This window comes from Actinomadura sp. K4S16 (genome assembly GCF_008327685.1).
Taxonomy (GTDB): Bacteria; Actinomycetota; Actinomycetes; order Streptosporangiales; family Streptosporangiaceae; genus Spirillospora.
Genome location: NZ_BDDE01000011.1, coordinates 12,057 through 28,932, shown reverse-complemented (window position 1 = coordinate 28,932; position 16,876 = coordinate 12,057). Strand labels below are relative to the sequence as shown.

The 16,876-nt window shown below is 74.6% G+C and carries 14 protein-coding genes; 2 read left to right on the top strand and 12 right to left on the bottom strand.

Annotated elements, in window-relative coordinates; genetic code table 11:
- Window positions 1-15: 15 nt before the first annotated feature.
- Together K4S16_RS07330 and K4S16_RS07325 are read right to left on the bottom strand one after the other, a co-directional pair.
- On the bottom strand, window positions 16-1,617 hold the full coding sequence (locus K4S16_RS07330; protein ID WP_149258110.1) for an adenylate/guanylate cyclase domain-containing protein: 1,602 nt from the start codon (window positions 1,615-1,617) through the stop codon (window positions 16-18).
- 74 nt (window positions 1,618-1,691) lie between these two features.
- Window positions 1,692-2,186 (bottom strand): helix-turn-helix domain-containing protein, encoded by a 495-nt coding sequence (locus K4S16_RS07325; RefSeq protein ID WP_149258109.1) that lies wholly within the window; start codon window positions 2,184-2,186, stop codon window positions 1,692-1,694.
- Window positions 2,187-2,279: 93 nt separating this feature from the next.
- Between K4S16_RS07325 and K4S16_RS07320 the strand changes: the two genes are divergently transcribed.
- A complete protein-coding gene (locus K4S16_RS07320) occupies window positions 2,280-3,674 on the top strand; it encodes an MFS transporter (protein ID WP_149258108.1) in 1,395 nt (464 codons plus the stop codon).
- Here K4S16_RS07320 and K4S16_RS07315 read toward each other — a convergent pair.
- From K4S16_RS07315 to K4S16_RS07305, 3 genes are read right to left on the bottom strand one after another with little or no spacing between them, the layout of a single operon-like run.
- The gene (locus tag K4S16_RS07315; RefSeq protein ID WP_149258107.1) at window positions 3,671-5,068 is read right to left on the bottom strand and encodes a VWA domain-containing protein; all 1,398 of its coding nucleotides are present in this window, start codon (window positions 5,066-5,068) and stop codon (window positions 3,671-3,673) included. The two genes, K4S16_RS07320 and K4S16_RS07315, sit on opposite strands and share 4 nt — an antisense overlap.
- Before the next feature lies 1 nt (window position 5,069).
- Window positions 5,070-5,939, bottom strand: a complete 870-nt coding sequence (locus K4S16_RS07310) for a MoxR family ATPase (RefSeq protein WP_149258106.1) — start codon at window positions 5,937-5,939, stop codon at window positions 5,070-5,072.
- The gene (locus K4S16_RS07305; RefSeq protein ID WP_235036640.1) at window positions 5,936-6,367 is read right to left on the bottom strand and encodes a hypothetical protein; all 432 of its coding nucleotides are present in this window, start codon (window positions 6,365-6,367) and stop codon (window positions 5,936-5,938) included. The genes K4S16_RS07310 and K4S16_RS07305 overlap by 4 nt, the downstream gene beginning before the upstream one ends.
- 128 nt (window positions 6,368-6,495) lie before the next feature.
- On the opposite strand from K4S16_RS07305, the gene K4S16_RS07300 reads away from it, so the two are divergent.
- Entirely contained in the window at window positions 6,496-6,834 is a 339-nt protein-coding gene (locus K4S16_RS07300; RefSeq protein ID WP_149258105.1) for a hypothetical protein, read from the top strand.
- A 303-nt stretch (window positions 6,835-7,137) separates the two neighbouring features.
- Here the strand turns inward: K4S16_RS07300 and K4S16_RS07295 are convergent, their stop codons facing one another.
- From K4S16_RS07295 to steA, 7 genes are all read right to left on the bottom strand, one after another.
- Window positions 7,138-9,318: an acyl-CoA dehydrogenase gene (locus K4S16_RS07295; RefSeq protein ID WP_149258104.1), complete on the bottom strand. Its 2,181-nt coding sequence runs from the start codon at window positions 9,316-9,318 to the stop codon at window positions 7,138-7,140.
- A gap of 76 nt (window positions 9,319-9,394) precedes the next feature.
- Window positions 9,395-10,399: a TerC family protein gene (locus tag K4S16_RS07290; RefSeq protein ID WP_149258103.1), complete on the bottom strand. Its 1,005-nt coding sequence runs from the start codon at window positions 10,397-10,399 to the stop codon at window positions 9,395-9,397.
- 226 nt (window positions 10,400-10,625) lie between these two features.
- Window positions 10,626-11,819 carry a glycosyltransferase family 4 protein gene (locus K4S16_RS07285; protein ID WP_200841740.1) on the bottom strand — a complete coding sequence of 398 codons (1,194 nt, stop codon included), beginning with the start codon at window positions 11,817-11,819 and terminating at the stop codon, window positions 10,626-10,628.
- A complete protein-coding gene (gene murJ / locus K4S16_RS07280; RefSeq protein WP_149258102.1) occupies window positions 11,812-13,428 on the bottom strand; it encodes a murein biosynthesis integral membrane protein MurJ in 1,617 nt (538 codons plus the stop codon). Before murJ ends, K4S16_RS07285 begins: the two co-directional genes overlap by 8 nt.
- Before the next feature lie 94 nt (window positions 13,429-13,522).
- On the bottom strand, window positions 13,523-14,572 hold the full coding sequence (locus K4S16_RS07275; RefSeq protein WP_235036639.1) for a hypothetical protein: 1,050 nt from the start codon (window positions 14,570-14,572) through the stop codon (window positions 13,523-13,525).
- A 4-nt stretch (window positions 14,573-14,576) separates the two neighbouring features.
- A complete protein-coding gene (locus K4S16_RS07270) occupies window positions 14,577-15,533 on the bottom strand; it encodes a copper transporter (RefSeq protein WP_149258101.1) in 957 nt (318 codons plus the stop codon).
- Window positions 15,530-16,768: a putative cytokinetic ring protein SteA gene (gene steA / locus K4S16_RS07265; RefSeq protein ID WP_149258100.1), complete on the bottom strand. Its 1,239-nt coding sequence runs from the start codon at window positions 16,766-16,768 to the stop codon at window positions 15,530-15,532. The genes K4S16_RS07270 and steA overlap by 4 nt, the downstream gene beginning before the upstream one ends.
- Window positions 16,769-16,876 lie beyond the last annotated feature (108 nt).

The following is a 16,876-nucleotide window of genomic DNA, read 5'->3' as shown; positions in this document are numbered from 1 at the left end:
GCGCCCTGGAAGCGCCTAGGACGGGACGCGCTCGACCGGGCGAGGCGAGGCCAGGCGGGTCGCCTGCGTCCGGCCCCGCAGGGTGACCTCCTCGCCGAGCGACCAGTGCGCCGCCTCGTCCGGCCCCGCCCGGGCGACGAGCGAGCCCGCCGCCAGCACGCGCTCGGGGGTCGTCTTGGCCAGGTCGGTGAGGCGGGCCGCCTCGTTCACCGGGTCGCCGATCACGGTGTACTCGAACCGCTCCTCCGCGCCGATGTGCCCGGCGACGGCCTCCCCCGCCGAGACGCCGACGGCGGCGCGCAGCGCCGGGACGTCCGCGCCCAGCCGGCGGGCCAGTTCGCGGGACGCGGCAAGCGCGCGGGCGGGCGCGCCGTCCAGCGGGAGCGGCGCCCCGAAGATCGCCAGCGCGGCGTCGCCCTCGAACTTGTTGATCCAGCCGCCGTGGCGGCCGACCACCTCGACGACCACGGCGAAGAAGTCGTTCAGCAGCCGGACGACCTCGGCGGGCGGCCGGTCGGCCGCGAGCCGGGTGGAGCCGATGATGTCCACGAAGATCACCGCGACCTCGCGCAGCTCGCCGCCGAGGTCGATGCCGCGCTCCACCGCGACGCGCGCGACGTCCGCGCCGACCTGGCGGCCGAACAGGTCGCGCAGCCGCTCGTGCTCGCGCAGCCCGGCGGCCATGTGGTTGAACCCGGCCTGGAGCAGCCCGACCTCGCTGGCGTCGTAGACGGGGACCTCCACGTCCAGGTCGCCGCGCTCGATCCGGGCGAGGCCGAGCCGCACCGACTCGACCGGGTCCGCGATGGCGCGGGCGGCGCCGTAGGTGATGCCGAACCCGACGACCAGCGCGATGCCGCCGAGCGCGAGGACCGCGACGGCGAACTCCCGCACGGTGATCCTCGCGATGAGGAACGAGCCGACCGCGAGGGTGATCAGTCCGAGGATCGGGACGGCGGTCCCGAGGCCCCAGGCCAGCACCGAGCGGGCGACGACGCCGGGCAGGCCGGTCCGGCGCGGCATCTCGCTGCGCAGCGCCGTGGTCACCGCGCGCCGCAGCAGCCGCTCGGTCAGCAGGTAGACGACCGTGCAGGTGGTGAGGCCGCCGAGCAGGCTCGTCAGGCCCAGCTTGACGGCGAGCAGGCCGGAGAAGGGGGCGTTGATGACGACCCAGCCGACCGTCCCGATCCCCCAGAGCGTCAGGTGCAGGGCCATCAGCCGCAGCGGCCCGTACAGCAGCAGCGAGCGCTCGTGCCTGTCGGGCTCGTCGTGCCGCTCGACCAGGCGCCGGACGCGGCGGAAGAACCGCTCGCCGAGCAGGAGGCCGACCGGCACCGCCGCGGTGACGTAGACGGTGAAGACGACCAGGTTGACGAACCGGAGCCGCTCGGACACCGCGCCGACGGGGTCGGGGACGACGACGGCGAACGCGAGCACGACCAGCGCCCCGCCGAGGTTCGCCAGCCCGGTGGAGATCCGCACCAGCACCCTGGCCCGGTGGGCGATCTGCGCCCGGGTGTCGTCCGGGGCGCCGTCGATCAGCCGCCACAGGGGACCGAGCAGGCTCCCCGGGCGGCGCCTGGTCCGCGGAGCGGGCCTCGCCCGTTCGGTCCTCATGAGCGAGGAGGTTATCCGGTCGGATCCCCACGGACTCCACCGCCGGCGAGCGACCTCGGCGAGGGATTGCTCACTCAGGTGCGGATCGGCTCCAGGAGCCGGTGCGGGTTGCGCAGGAGCATGCTGACCGGGTCGGTGCGGCGGCGGACGCCGGGCCCGGCGTGGATCTCCAGTTCCTCCGGCCCGACGTGCGTCCCGCACGCCGCGCACTGCCCGTCCGGACCGATCTGGGTGCCGCAGGCGAGGTGGACGAAGACGCGGCACGGCTCGGCGGACAGGTGGTCCTCGGCCCAGCGGGCGAGGGTGTGGACCACGGGCCACAGCTCCTTGCCCATCTCCGTCAGCACGTAGTCGTGGCCGTCCTTGATCAGAACGCCGGCGTCGACGAGCGATTGGAGCCGCGCTGACAGCACCGCACGGGGGATGTCCAGGTGGACGAGGAAGTCGCTGAAGCGGCGGACGCCGTAGAAGGCGTCCCGGACGATGAGCAGCGTCCAGCGCTCCCCCACGACCTCCAGCGCACGGGCCAGCGAGCAGTCCTGCGCCGCGTAGTCCTTGCCGAGTGCCATGCCCACCACAGTACCCGCCCGGGGGTTCATTGATTGAACTCACTCGTGCTACGGTCACCCCATTCGGTTCGTTCAATGAACTCGGGAGACCGCATGACGACTCTGGCGACCCCCCTCGCCGCGCGCAGAGCGCCGGGCACCGCCGCCGCGCTGGCGCTGCCCGCCGCCGCCACCCTGCTCGCCTTGATGAACTACTGCGCCCCCGCAGCGACGCTGGCCGACACCGCGCGCGGGCTGCGCGCCGGGGCGACCGCGCAGATCTGGCTGATGAGCTCGATCAGCCTCGGGCTCGCGGCGGCGCTGCTCGCCGCCGGCAGCCTCGCCGACGACCACGGCCGCAAGCGCACGTTCGTGGCCGGCGCGGCGGCGCTCGCCGTCTCCAGCGTCGCGTGCGCGCTCGCGCCCAACGCCGCGGTGTTCATCGCGGGCCGCGTCGCGCAGGGCGCGGCCAGCGCCGCCCTCCTGGTGACCGGGCTCGGCATCATCGGCGCATCGTTCGCGGCGGGGCCGTCGCGGGCGCGGGCCACCGGCATGTGGGGCGCGATGGTCGGCCTCGGCATCGCGCTCGGCCCCATCGCGGCGGCCGTGCTGACCTCGGCAGGGGGCTGGCGGCTCTGGTACTGGGCCACGGTCGCCGCGTCCGTGCTGCTCGCGGCTGCGGCGTCCCGCGCGCTCACCGAGTCGCGGGCGGACCGCCCGCGCGGCGTGGACCTGCCGGGCCTTTCCACCATGAGCCTCGGCGTCGCGGCGCTGGTGGCCGCGATCACCTGGGGCCGCGCCGGCTGGACGGCCCCGGGCGTCCTCGCGCTGTTCGCAGCCGCGGCGGTCCTGCTGGCCGCGTTCGTCCTCGTCGAGTCGCGGCGCCGGGAGCCGATGGTCGATCTGGGGCTGTTCCGGCGGCCGGCGTTCCTGCTGTCGGTGACCGGGGCGCTCGTCACCGGGCTCGCCGTGATCGGCGTCATGACCTACCTGGCGACGATGATGAGCCTGGTGATGGGCCTGTCGCCCGTCGCGGCGGCGCTGGTGCTGGCGATCTGGTCCGCGCTGTCGTTCCTCGTCGCCCTGCAGGCGCACCGCCTGCCGGCGCACCTCCCGGTCCGGCGCCTGCTGGCCGCCGGGTTCGCGCTCGCCGCCGTCAGCGAGTTCGCGATGGCCGACCTGGCGCCGGGCGCGCACTGGTGGCGGCTCGTCCCCGGCCTGGCCGTCGCGGGCGTCGCGAGCGGCCTGACCAACGCGATGCTCGCCCGGCTGGCCGTGGAGAGCGTCCCCGCCGACCGCGCGAGCATGGGGGCCGGCGCCAACAACACCGCCCGCTACATCGGGGCGTCGCTGGGCGTGGCGATCGTCGGGGCCATCGCGACCGGCTCGGGGCACGACCCGGCCTCGCTGGCGCACGGCACGAACGTCGCGATGGTCGTCTCGGCCGCCACCGCCCTCGGCTACGCCGTCCTCGCCCTGGTGATCCGGGAGCGTGCCCGCCGAGGCTAGGCGAGCTCCTCGATGAAGGCGGCCAGCTGCGTCAGGTTCCGGCACTCGTACATGGGGAGCAGCTCGCCGTAGCGGGAGGCGGCGGAGTCGCCGGTGTCCCACTGGGCGCGCGGCTCGGGGTTGAGCCAGTACGCGTGCCGGGCCCGGTCCACCATCGACCGCACGATCGGCAGGGACAGCTCGCCGTAGTTGGAGCGGGCGTCCCCGAGGATCAGCAGCGACGTCCTCGGGGTGACGGCGTCGCGGTACCTGTCGTCGAACACCTTGAAGGCGTGGCCGTAGTTGGACCGGCCGGTGATCCACACGAGGTCGGCCTCGGCGGCGAGGCGGGTCATCGCGTCGGTGACGTCCGCGCCCGGCGCGAAGTACTTGGTGATCTCGTCGGTGGCGTCGATGAAGGCGAACGCTCGGACCTTGCTGAACTGCTCCCGCAGCGCGAACGTGAGCAGCAGCGTGAAGTGCGCGAACGCCGACACCGAGTCGCTGGCGTCGCACAGCACGACCAGCTCGGGCCGGTGCGGGCGGCGGGGCCGGTGGTGGGTGGTCAGCGGCACTCCCCCGCTGGCCAGGGACGCGCGGACCGTCCGGCGGAAGTCGAGCCGGCCGCGCCGCCCGTGCCGCTGCCGCTGCACGAGCCGGGACGCCAGCTTGCGCGCCAGCGGATACACCTCGCGGCGCAGCGCCTCCATCTCGGCGCGGGTCGCGCCGGCGAAGTCGAGCCGCTCCAGCGGCGGCCGGACGGCGATGCGGGCGGTGCGCTCGACGCCGGTGTCCTCGGCGATGCGGCGCCGCACCTCGCCCGCGACGAGGTCGGAGAACCGGGCGATGCGGTCGCGGAAGGTCCGGCGCGCGACGCGCTCGGCCATGCCGCCCCGCTCCCGCCCGGTCAGGACCGCCTCCAGCAGCCGCGCCATCAGCGTCTCCGGCGACAGCGCGCTCAGCACGCCCGAGGAGAACCACGACTCCTGCCCCGGCGTCTGGCCGTACTCGGCGACGGCGAGCCGGGCGAACTGCCGCAGCCCGGCGTCGTCCCCGGCGAGCAGGAGGTCGGCCAGCTCGGCGCGGCGCCGCTGGACCTGCGGGTCGAGCGCGGCCGGGACGGGACGCCCGTCGTCGTCCACCGTCCGGGCCGGGCCGTCGTCGTCCCGCACCGCTCCCGCCCCGTCCCCCACGGCCGCCGGGAACCACAGGTCGAAGAGCGTGTCGAACGTGGGGCGGTGCTGGGGCCTCTTGACGACCGTCGCGGCGTAGGCGGCGCGCACCGACTCGCGGTCGAGCAGGTCGACGGCCTGCAGGGCGCGCACCGCGTCCAGCCCCTCGGCGACCGACACCGGCAGCCCGGCCCGCCGCAGCTCCGCGACGAACCCGGTGTGCCGGTCGACGAGTGAGGCCATGTCAGCCGCGCAGCCCGAGTTCCTTGGCGGCGCGCTCCTGGTCGGAGACGTGCTTGAGGACGACGCCGAGCGTGCGGCCCACGGCGGCCTCGTCCAGGTCGTCCAGGCCGAGGGCGAGCAGGGTGCGCGCCCAGTCGACGGTCTCCGCGATCGACGGCGCCTTCTTGATCTCCAGGTCGCGCAGCGTGCCGACGGTGCGGACGAGCTGCTCGGCCAGTTCCGCCTCGATGCCCGGCACCTGCGCGAGGACGATGTCGCGCTCCCGTTCGGGCGCCGGGTAGTCCAGGTGGAGGTAGAGGCAGCGGCGCTTGAGCGCCTCCGACAGCTCCCGCGCCGCGTTCGAGGTGATCAGCACGAACGGCCGGCGGACCGCCGACACCGTCCCGAGCTCGGGGATCGTCACCTGGAAGTCCGACAGGACCTCCAGCAGCATGCCCTCGACCTCGACGTCGGCCTTGTCCGCCTCGTCGATGAGCAGGACGGTCGGGTCGCTGCGCCGGATCGCCGCCAGCAGCGGCCGCTCCAACAGGAACTCCTCGGAGAAGATGTCGTCGTGGGTCTCCTGCCAGGCGCGGTCCGACGGTGCGGCCTGGATCGCGAGGAGCTGCTTCTTGTAGTTGAACTCGTAGAGCGCGCGGGCCTCGTCCAGGCCCTCGTAGCACTGGAGCCGGATCAGCTCCGCGCCGGTCGACGCCGCCACGGCCTTCGCCAGCTCCGTCTTGCCGACGCCCGCGGGCCCCTCCACCAGCAGCGGCTTGCCGAGCGCCTGGGCGAGGAACACCGTCGTGGCGATCGACTCGTCCGCGAGATAGCGGACCTCGGCGAGCCTGCGCCCCACATCGGCGGGCGAGGCGAACATCGCGTCGGTCATCCCTTGCCCTTCCGCGCGGCGGCCTTCTTGTAGGTCTGGTTGGTCCCGGCGAAGACGAGCGACGCCTTGTCCTCGCTGAGCGCGACGCCCCAGTAGGACGCGGTCTTGGGGTCGCCGCCGTTCCACGAGAAGCGGAACTTGCCGCCCCCTTCGGGGATGGCCGTGCCGCTCCACAGCTTCTGCCGGCCCCGCACCCACACGCCGCTCCCGTCGGCCTTGAACTGGAAGTAGTCCTTGGCCGTGCCGACCCAGACTCCCACCAGCGGCTTCACGTCGGCGGGCCGCACCGCCGGCAGCGGCGCCAGCGTGGTGGGCGGCGCGGACGGGGCCGCGTCCGCGGCCTCCTTCTCGCCGCCGCAGCCCGCGAGGGCCAGCCCGGCCGCGGCGGCGCAGGCGGCGAGGACGGTCGAACGGGCCCGCACTGTCACGGAGACCTCCGGATTTCCTGGGACAAGAGCGGAATCCTACCCGCGCGTCCGCTCATCCCTGAGGGGTAGCCCGCACATGGCACCGAGGGGTGACGCCCCCGCCCGGTGGATCCGCCTATAACGGTGTCATGACGACCCCACGACTGCCGCGCGAGGACCTCACGGCGGCCATGGCGGCCCGGCGCGAGTTGGGGCCCGACTACGACGACGCCTTCATCGAGACGGTCGTCGAACGCATCGAGGAGACCCTCGACGCCCGCGCGGCCGCCGCGCCGCGCCGCCAGCGCGCCGCCCGGGCACCCGAACCCCGCCGCGGCGAGCGGGATCACAGCCTCGCCCTGGCGATACTGTCGCTGCTCGCCGCCATCCCGCTCAGCGCGATCGGCGTCGTCAACGCCGGCCTCCCTGGCCTCATCTTCGCCCTCGCGGGCATCGTCCTAATCAATTTCATCTACAACCGGCGCTAGCCCAGGGGACGACCCCTGGAACCCCCGTCACGAGCCGTCGCTCAGGTCCACTCCAAGAGCGTGATGGGGTGGCACATCCAAGAGCGTTGGACGTGCACGGTTCCCACCCTCTTGGACTGGGCCTTCGCCGGGGTGCGGGCAGGCGCGTGGAGCGAGTGCAGCGAGCGCAACGCGCATGCCCGCCGACGCAGGCGACCGCAGCGACGCCGCACCAGCCGCCACAGGCACGGCGACCGCAACGGCGGCGTGAGGATCGCCTGCGTCGCAACGGGGGTTCCAGGGGGTCGCCCCCCTGGGCCAGCACTAGTCTCTCGGGAGGCCCAGGATGCGTTCGCCGATGATGTTGAGCTGCACTTCCGTGGTGCCGCCGTAGATGGTCATCGCTCGGCTGAACAGCATCGCGCGGCCCACGATGCCGCTCTCGGCCATCGGGACCTCGGTGGCGGCGGCCGTGCCCTGCGCCGCCCAGCAGTAGTCGGCGACGTCCTGGTTGAACTGGACGCCGAGCAGCTTGCGGACGCTGGCCTCCGCGCCCGGCTCCACGCCGTTCAGCTGCTTGAGCGTGGTACGCAGGCCGAGCAGGTCGATCGACTGGCCCTGGGCGACGAGCCTGCCGACCTCGGCGGCCGCGACCGCGTCGAGCTTCCGGTCCGCGAAGAACCGCAGCAGCTCGGGGACGCCCATGCCGAGGCCGCCGCCGGTGGACAGCGACACCCGCTCGTTCGACAGGGTGTTGCGCGCGACCTGCCAGCCCTGGTTCACCTCGCCCACCACGCGGTCGTCGGGGACGAAGACGCCGTCCAGGAAGACCTCGTTGAACAGGGCGTCACCGGTCAGCTCCCGCAGCGGGCGGACGTCCACGCCCTCGGACTTCATGTCCACGAGGAAGTAGGTGATGCCGTCGTGCTTCGCGGCGGACGGGTCGGTGCGGGCGATGCAGAAGCCCCACTCGGCGTGGTGGGCGAGCGACGTCCAGATCTTCTGGCCGGTGAGCTTCCAGCCGCCCTCGACCCGCTCGGCCTTCATCGACAGCGAGGCCAGGTCCGAGCCGGCTCCCGGCTCGGAGAACAGCTGGCACCACACGATCTTCCCGCGCAGCGTCGGCCGCAGGAACCGCTCCTTCTGCTCCTCGGTCCCGTAGCGGACGAGCGAGGGCACCAGCCAGGCGCCGATCCCGAGGTTCGGGGTCTTGACCTTGGCGGCCCGCAGCTCCTGCTGGATGAGGATCTGCTCGACCGGCCCGGCCTCGCGCCCCCACGGCCTGGGGAAGTGCGGGACGGTCCAGCCCTCGTCGCCGAGGCGCTCGGCCAGGGCGTCCCGGTCCTCGACCGCGGCAAGCTCGGCGATCTCGGCGCGGATCCGCTCGCGCAGCGGCTGGGCGTCCTCGTCCAGCTCCAGCACGACCTCGCGGCGCCCGCCGGCCAGCGCCAGCTCGGCGACCTTGGCGGCCCAGCCCTTGGACGGGCCGAGCAGCGCCCGCAGCGTCAGCGCGCGGCGCAGGTAGACGTGGGCGTCGTGCTCCCAGGTGAAGCCGATGCCGCCGAGGATCTGGATGGCGTCGCGGGCGGTCTGCACGCCCGCGTCCAGCGCGATGACGGCCGAGACGGCGGTGGCGAACCCCGCTTCCTCGGTTCCCTCGTCCAGGGCGCGGGCCGCGTCCCAGGCGGCGGCGCGGGCCTGCTCCAGCGCGATCAGGCTGCGGGCGGCCTTGTGCTTGACGCCCTGGAACTGCCCGATCGGGCGGCCGAACTGCTCGCGGACCTTGGCGTACTCGGCGGCGGTGCCGACCAGCCATCCGGCGAGGCCCGCGGCCTCGGCGCCGAACAGCGCGGCCGCCAGGTCCTTCACCCGGCCGGTGGTGAGGCCGTCCAGGACGCGGTCGGCGGCCACGGCGGCGCCGGAGACCTCGACGGACGCGACGCGGCGGACCCTGTCGAGGCTCGGCACCGGGGTGACGGCGAGGTCGGCGGCGTCCACCGCGACCCACTGCTCGCCGTCGTCCACGGCGACCGGCAGGACCAGCACGTCGGCGAGCGCGGCGCCGAGGACCGCGGCCGCCGTCCCCGACACCACGAGCGAGTCGCCGTCGCGGCGGCCGGTCAGCTCGCCGTCCAGCGCGACGGCCGCCGTCCGAGACCCGTCGGCGAGGCCCGGGAGCAGCTCGGCGCGCAGCTTGGCGTTGCTGGAGGCGTCGATGACCGTGCTGGCGAGCACGGTCGGCAGGAACGGCCCGGGCGCCGCGGCGCGGCCCAGCTCCTCCAGCACGACCGACAGCTCCAGCAGGCCGAAGCCCTGGCCGCCGTGCTCCTCGTCCAGGTGCAGGCCCAGCAGGCCCTGTTCGGCGAGGGCCGGCCAGAAGCCGGGCCTGGTCTCCTCGTCCGCGTCCAGCGCGGCCCGGACGGCCGCCGCCGGAATGTTGCGCTCGGCGAAGCCGCGCACCGATTCGGCGAGCGCCTCGTGCTCCTCGGTCAGCCCGATGGCCATGCGTCAACCCTCTCTCGACCGTTTTGACCGAGATTCTAGAACAGCATTCGGATGTTGTGGGGACGCGGCCCCGCTCTCACTTCTCGCGTGTCGCGCCGGTCTCCGCCTCGGCGGCGGGCTCCGCCTTCGGGAGCGGCTCCCGGGAGACCCTGGGACCGGCGGCGAGGCTGGCGACCGTGGTGGCGACCAGGGTCCCGGCGATCACGGCCAGGGACAGCCAGGTCGGGACGTCCGGCGCCCACCCGACCCCGTACTCGTGCAGCGCGTGCAGGATCAGCTTGACGCCGATGAAGCCGAGGATGAACGCCAGCCCGTGCGCGAGGTAGACGAGCCGGTCGGTGAGGCCGCCGAGCAGGAAGTACAGCTGGACGAGGCCCATCAGCGCGAACGCGTTGGCGGTGAAGACCAGGTAGGGCTCGGTCGTCAGCCCGAAGATCGCGGGGATGGAGTCCAGCGCGAACAGCACGTCGGTGGAGCCGATCGCGATCATGACGATGGCCATCGGGGTGAGCATCCGGCGCCCGTTCCGGCGGGTGAGGAACCGGCTGCCGTCGTACTCCTCCGACGTCGGGATGACGCGCTTGGCCCACCGCAGCAGCGCGTTCTCCTTGAACTCGTCCTCGTCCCCGCCGCGCACCAGGCCGATCGCCGTCCACACGAGGACCGCGCCGAAGATGAAGAAGACCCAGGTGAAGGTCGCGATGGCGGCGGCGCCGACGGCGATGAACGCGCCGCGCAGCAGCAGCGCGATCACGATGCCCGCCATCAGCACGGTGTGCTGGGCGTGCTTCGGCACCGCGAACCGGGCGAGGATCACCATGAACACGAAGAGGTTGTCGACGCTGAGGCTCTTCTCGGTGACGAAGCCGCCCGCGTACTGCGCGGCGTACTCGCCGCCGTAGAACGCCCAGACGCCGAGGCCGAACAGCACGGCGAGGCCGATGTAGACCGCCGACCAGAACGCGGCGCGGCGGGTGGTGAACTCCCGCGTGTCGTTGCGGTGGATCAGGAACAGGTCGGCCGCGATGATCGCAAGGATCACCGCGATGGTGGCGCCCCAGACGAGGGGGGATACCGACAACGTGAACACCTCCGGCGGACATGAGACGAGCGCCGGAGGTCTCTCCCGCCCTGGGATCGGCACGGGCCGCGGAACCCGGGCCGGCATGGGCCGACCGTATTGACGAGAACCGCGCGCAGGGATACTCCCCTCCGCTTACCTGCTTCAACGCGGCCCGCACCGGGGCGGTTCCCCCGCCCCGCGATTTTTCCGGCCCCGGTCCGAACCGGAGCGCCGGAGGCCGCGTCTAAGGACCGGTCAGCTCCAGGTACAGCTCCGCGAGCTGGTCGACGGCGTCGTCCTCGCCGGGCAGCAGCGCCGACCGGCGGGCGGCGGCCGCGCCCAGCCGCGCCGCGAGGGCCGGGTCGTCCAGGACGCGGCTCACCGCACGCCCGAGCGCCTCGGCGTCGTTCGGCGGCACCAGCAGCGCCGCGTCGGACTCCGGCCCCTGCAGCAGCGGGCCCCCCTCGGACCGCTCCTGCGCGCCCAGCATGCCGGGGATCCCGCCGACGCGGGTCGCGACCAGCGGCCGGCCCGCCCGCAGGATCTCCTGGACGACCAGCGGCTGCCCCTCCCACACGCTCGGCACGACCGCGACGTCGCAGGCGGCGAACAGCCCGGCCACGTCGGAGCGGCGGCCGAGCAGCCGGACGGGCAGGTCCTCGGCCTCGATCCGGGCGCGCAGCTCGTCCTCCAGCGGCCCGTCGCCGGCGATCGCGACGAGCGGCGGCGGGGTGCGTCCCGCCCACACCGCCGCGGCGTCAAGCAGCGTCGGCAGGCCCTTCTGCGCGGCGAGCCGGCCGACGGTGACGACCAGGGGCCGCTCCCCCGCGCCCAGCTCCGCCCGCACGTCGGCGCGGACGGCCGGGCCCGGCTGCGCCTGCGGCGCGGGCGCCGGGACGATCGCGTGCCCGACCGACCGGGCGCCCAGGGCCCGCATCCGGTCCTCGAGATCGGGCGAGACGCCGAGGACGCGGGTGGCGCCGCGCGCGACGACGCGCTCCAGCAGCCCGTAGACCGCGGCCGTCATGCCGCCGGTGATGACGGCGTTGTGCAGCGTGACGACCAGCGGCGGGCCGCCCTGCGCGAACCGCAGCGGGCCCGGCACGACGCGCGCGCACGCCGCCGCCGCGAGCGCCCCGGCGCGCAGGCCGTGGGCGTGGACGACGTCGGCGCCGCGCAGCAGCCGGCGCAGCCGGGCGACGGCCCTGGCGTCGCCCGCGGGCCTGGGCCGGTCGGCGAGGTCGACCTCGGCGAAGCGGGCGCCGGCGGCGCCGAACCCGAACAGCTCCTCGGTGGCGGCGGGCCCGCACACCACGACGCGGGCGCCGCGCTCGACCAGGCCCTCGGCGACGGACCGGACGTGGCGGCCGACGCCGCCCGCGCTGGTGCCGAGGACGAGGGCGACGCGCAGCCCGTCCAGATCCTGCCTGTCAGACATTGCGGACGACCTTCCGGCTGAGGACGGCCCGCAGGTCCCGGCCGTCGATCACGAATGCGATGACCACGAAGACGGCGCCGGCGACCAGCGCGGCGAGCGCCCCGGTCCCGACGTTGCGCAGCTCCGCCGCCGGGCCCGTCCCGCCGAGGCCGAGCAGCGCGGCCGTCGCGTACCCGGCGGCGCCGCCCGCGGCGGCGCCGAGCAGCCCGGCGGCCAGCGCCCGCGGCACGCCCCGCACCGCCGCGGCGCCCCGCGCGCGCACCAGCGTCACGAGCAGCAGGACCCCGGCGACGGTCATCCCGACGGCGTTGCCGACGCCGAGGGCCGCGACGACCCACTGCCGGTCGACCGACAGCACCAGCGCGACCTCGGCGACCATGACGACGACCCAGCCCGCGACCACGGCGGTCGCGCCCATCCGCCCCTTGTGGCAGGCGTACAGGACGCGGCCGAGGTGCGCGACGAGCCCGTAGCCGAGGAGGCCGGGCGCGAACGCGAGCACCGCGCGCGACAGCACCTCCTGCTGGTCGGGGTGGCCGGGGTTGAACACCGCCGCGACGGGGACGGCGACGGCGGCCAGCGCGGCGGCGCCCGCGCACGACACCAGGATCACCGCACGGGTGGTGGACGCGGTGACCTGGTCGAACCGCTCGTGGTCCGCCGCGCTCATCCTGGCCGACAGCAGCGGGAACGCGCTGGTCGCGATCGGCACAGCGAGGATCGCCCACGGCAGCAGGTAGACCGCCCACGCGTACTGGTAGTTGGCGAGCGCGCCGCGGGTGCCCTGCGAGCTGAGCCGGACGACCAGCAGCGTCGCCAGCTGCTGCGCCGCGACCGTCGCGATCCCGGCCGCCGCGAGCCGCCGCACCCGCCGCGCCACCCCGTCCGGGAAGCGCAGGGTCGGCCGCAGCCGCAGGCGCAGCCGCCACGCGGCGACCGCCGCCGTCGCGGCCATCGCGACGCCGCCGAGCGCCGTGCCGATCGCCAGCGTCAGCTCGGCCCCGAGCGGGAGCCCGGCCAGGTCGTTCTCGAAGCCCCTGCCGAGCGGCGCGTAGACGACGTAGGCGCCGATCACCACGAGGCTGGAGACCAGCGGCGCGAGGGCGGGCGCGACGAACCGGCGGTGCGACTGCAGCAGCCCGTACAGCACGACCGCGATCCCGTACATCACCATCTGCACGGACTGGATCGCCAGCATGTCGCCGCCGACCCGCACCACCTCGCCGCGCGAGCAGCCCTGCGGGTGCTCGGCCACCGCCAGCTCCATGAGCGGGTGGGCGAGCAGCGCCATCAGCGCCGACAGCGGCACCATCAGCACGACGATCCAGGTGAGCAGCGCCGACCCGATCCGGCGGACCTCCTCCCGGTCGCCGCGCTCGGCGGGCCCGGCCAGGACGGGGACGACCATGCTCGCCAGCGCGCCGCCCGCGACGATCTCGTAGACGCTGCTGGGGAGCTGTGTGGCGCTGAAGTACGCCTGGCTCAGGCATGAGGTGGTGACCGTCTGGGAGAAGGCGTAGGTGCGGCCGAACCCCGCCAGCCGCGCCAGCACGGTGATGACCGCGATGACGACGGCGGCGCCGGCGAGCCCGCCGGTCAGCCGGCGCATGCCCGGCCGCCGCCGGGCCGGCGGTGGCGCTTGTGACGGGGGCACGGTAGGCGAAGGCACGCTCGTGGACGTCTGCGGGGGGCCGTGGGGCGGGCTAGGCGGGATCGGTGACGCCGTCGCCCACCGGGCCCGCCTGCGGCGGGACGGCCGGGCGGAACGCGTCCTCGGTGTGGGGCTTCTCGGAGTCCGCCTTCACGGAGTCCGCCTTATCGGGGTCCGCCTTCCCGGTGCCGGCCTCGGCGCCCGGCCGCGTGGTCTCGGCGGGGGCCGGCGCGGGGACGGCGGCGGGGCGGCGGCCCAGCATGTCGATGCGGTTCAGCACCGGGTTGCCCGCGATGACCTTGGTGAAGCTGACGAACTCGCTGGCGGCGTTCAGCCCGGCGATCCCGGCGAGGACGGCGAGCCGCGGCCTGCGGCCGAGGCGGGTCGCGGCGAGGCCGAGCAGCGCGCCGAGCGCGTTGGCGCCGGTGTCGCCGAGCATCGCGCGCTCGCCGAGGTCCTCGGGCAGCAGCGCGGCGGCGGCGCCGAGCGGGGCGGCGACCACGGCGGAGCCGGACCGCGTCAGCGCCAGCGGCGTCCCCGCGATGAGGCCGACCTTCACGGCCCGCCCGGGGCGCAGGTCGAACAGGTTCATCAGGTTCGCGGACCCGGCGATGACGGCGCCGTTGACGAGGGTGTCGAAGGCCCGGCCCGTCCGGGTCGGGGCGGGCGAGCCGGCCACGGCGGCGGCGGCCAGCCCCGTCGCGCCGATGCCGAGGATCTTCACCGCGCCGCTGGTCACCTCGCCGCGCGCGAGCGCGGCCAGGTGGCCCTTGAAGCCGCGGGAGGACGCCGAGCCGGCGAGGTCGTCGTAGCCGCCGAGGGCGCCGGCGCCGGCGCCGGCGAGCAGCGCGGCGGCGCGCATCCGGCCGGTGGCGCCGGGGGCGAGCAGCCCGGCCGCGGCGGCGCCCGCGACGAACGCGGGCCCCTCCAGCAGGGTGACCGGCTCGCCGCGGTGGTTGGTGCGGCCCCAGACCTGCTCGCCGGGCAGCCCGTTCAGGCCGGGCGGGCGCTGCGTCAGCGCCGCGTACGCGGCGCGCGCGGCCACCGCGCCCAGGCCGACGCCGACCGCCAGCCGCGTGCTCCTGGCGATGCCTCGTCCCATCAGGTCACCCGCTCTTCCCCGCCGTGGGCGCGGGCGAGGGCAGGTAGCCGCTCGCGCCGGCGCCCGTGCCGTACTGCCCGGACTTGCCGCCGATCTCGTTCTGCAGCGCCAGGATCGTGACGACCTGGCCGGCCGCGGTGTCCACCACGTCGACGGTGGAGACCGAGTCGGCGGCGTCGGAGTCGCGCAGCGCCGCGATCAGCCCGCCCTCCTGAGCGGAGGTCGGCGGGCCACCGACGACGGTACCGCGCCCGGCGGCGTCGAGTGCGGAGGCCAGCGAGATCAGTGCCTTGTTGTCGTCGCCGCCGCCCGCGTAGGCGTACGCGGCGGCGGGCGCGACCATGACGGCGAGGGTGGCGTGCTGGCCGGGCTTGCCGCTGGTGGTGACGTATCCGGCCTGCTTGAAGCCGTTGAGGACGGCGCCCCCGGCGGCGTCCTCGCGGCCGGACTTGGCCGGGTCCCTGGTGACGAGCGCGGCCGCGAGGACGGCGCCCGCCTTGCCGTAGGCGCCCGCGTTCTCCGGGAACTTCACCTCGTCGGTCTTGAGCTGGGTGGCGAGCTCGTCGACGGTGGTCTGCTGGTCGTCGTCCAGGAGCTTCTTCTGGATCGTGACGCGCCCGGTGACGGCGGCGCCGGAGTCCTTGGCCAGCCGGCTGACCTGCTCGATGCTGTCGTTGCCGGCGCCCGGCGTCTCGACCAGCACCACGGACTGGCCCTTGAGCCGGTCGGCGACGATCTGCGGCGAGAGCGCCTTGGTGAACTGCTCCTCGCCGTCCAGCTGGTGCCGCAGGGTGCGCTGGTCGAGCCGCGCCTGCTGGGCCGTCTTGGCGGCCGAGTTCGCCTGCTGGCGCAGGGTGTCGCTCACCGAGTTGGACAGCGTGGTGGAGCCCAGGACGATGCCGAGCGCCAGCGCGAGGAAGATCGCGACGATGGAGACGAGGTGGTAGCGGAAATCGATCACGTGAAGAGTCCGGTCAGCCAGAAGAGGAAGGCGTGCCAGCGGTCGGCGAGCAGGGGACTGATGACGTCCCCCGCCGGGGACATGGCGACGGCGGTGACGATGGCGATGAACGCGCCGAGGACGAGGAACAGCAGCGACCAGGTGGAGATCCGGCTGCGGTAGAGCCGGCTGACGCCCTTGGCGTCGACGAGCTTGCTGCCGACGCGGAGCCGGGTGAGGAACGTGCTGGCCATGCCGGCGCGCCCCTTGTCGAAGAACTCCTCCATGTTGGCGTGCGTGCCGACCGCGACGATCAGGGTGGCGCCCTTGTCGTCGGCGAGGAGCATCGCGATGTCCTCGCTGGTGGCGGCGGCGGGGAACACCACGGCGTCCTTGCCCAGCTCGTGCACGCGCTTCAGGCCCGGCGCGCGGCCGTCGCGGTAGGCGTGCACGACGAGCTCGGCGCCGCAGGTGAGCGCGTCGTCGGAGACCGAGTCCATGTCCCCGACGATCATGTCGGGGCGGTAGCCGGCCTCCATCAGCGCGTCGGCGCCGCCGTCCACCCCGATCAGCACGGGGCGGTACTCGCGGATGTAGGGGCGCAGGGTCGCGATGTCCTCGCGGTAGTGGTAGCCGCGCACCACGATCAGGGCGTGCCGCCCGCCGATCCTCGTGGCCACGTCGGGGACGCCGACGCCGTCGATGAGCAGGTCGCGCTCGCGCTTGACGTACTCCATCGTGTTGGCGACGAACGCCTCCAGCTGGGAGGCGAGCCCGGCCTTGGCCTCGGTCAGCGCCTCCTCGATGGACTCGGCGGTCTGCTCGGTGCCCTTGGCGACGACCTCCTCGCCCCGGTGCACGGCGGGCCCCTCGACGCGGACCTGGTCGCCCTCCTGCAGCTTGCTGAAGATCTCGGGGCCGACGTCGTCGACCAGCGGGATGCCCGCCTCGATCAGGATCTGCGGGCCGAGGTTCGGGTACCGGCCTGAGATGCTGGGCGCGACGTTGACGACGGCGCCGACCTCGCGCGAGACCAGCGCCTCGGCGCTGACGCGGTCGAGGTCGACGTGGTCGATCACCGCGACCTCGCCGGGCTGCAGCCGCTTGGTCAGGTCCTTGGTGCGGCGGTCGAGCCGGACCGTGGCGCTGACCCCGGGCCGCCCGTCGTCGCGGCCGCGGCCCAGCGTGAGCACGCGCCGGGGCAGCCTCTGGGCCAGCCGGGCGCGTCGCTCCGCGGTGGGTGATGACTCGTTCATCAACTGCCATCCTGCCAGAGCACGGGAGCGGACGCCGGGAACCGACGACTGTCCAGGCGTGTCCGTTCACGCACTCTCTGTAATCTTTGCCGGAGCGGGCGGCGGCCC

Coding starts and splice junctions, on each gene's coding strand:
- K4S16_RS07330 (WP_149258110.1), bottom strand. CDS start 1,617: ATGAGGACCGAACGGGCGAGGCCCGCTCCGCGGACCAGGCGCCGCCCG.
- K4S16_RS07325 (WP_149258109.1), bottom strand. CDS start 2,186: ATGGCACTCGGCAAGGACTACGCGGCGCAGGACTGCTCGCTGGCCCGT.
- K4S16_RS07320 (WP_149258108.1), top strand. CDS start 2,280: ATGACGACTCTGGCGACCCCCCTCGCCGCGCGCAGAGCGCCGGGCACC.
- K4S16_RS07315 (WP_149258107.1), bottom strand. CDS start 5,068: ATGGCCTCACTCGTCGACCGGCACACCGGGTTCGTCGCGGAGCTGCGG.
- K4S16_RS07310 (WP_149258106.1), bottom strand. CDS start 5,939: ATGACCGACGCGATGTTCGCCTCGCCCGCCGATGTGGGGCGCAGGCTC.
- K4S16_RS07300 (WP_149258105.1), top strand. CDS start 6,496: ATGACGACCCCACGACTGCCGCGCGAGGACCTCACGGCGGCCATGGCG.
- K4S16_RS07295 (WP_149258104.1), bottom strand. CDS start 9,318: ATGGCCATCGGGCTGACCGAGGAGCACGAGGCGCTCGCCGAATCGGTG.
- K4S16_RS07285 (WP_200841740.1), bottom strand. CDS start 11,819: ATGTCTGACAGGCAGGATCTGGACGGGCTGCGCGTCGCCCTCGTCCTC.
- murJ (WP_149258102.1), bottom strand. CDS start 13,428: ATGCGCCGGCTGACCGGCGGGCTCGCCGGCGCCGCCGTCGTCATCGCG.
- K4S16_RS07275 (WP_235036639.1), bottom strand. CDS start 14,572: ATGGGACGAGGCATCGCCAGGAGCACGCGGCTGGCGGTCGGCGTCGGC.
- steA (WP_149258100.1), bottom strand. CDS start 16,768: ATGAACGAGTCATCACCCACCGCGGAGCGACGCGCCCGGCTGGCCCAG.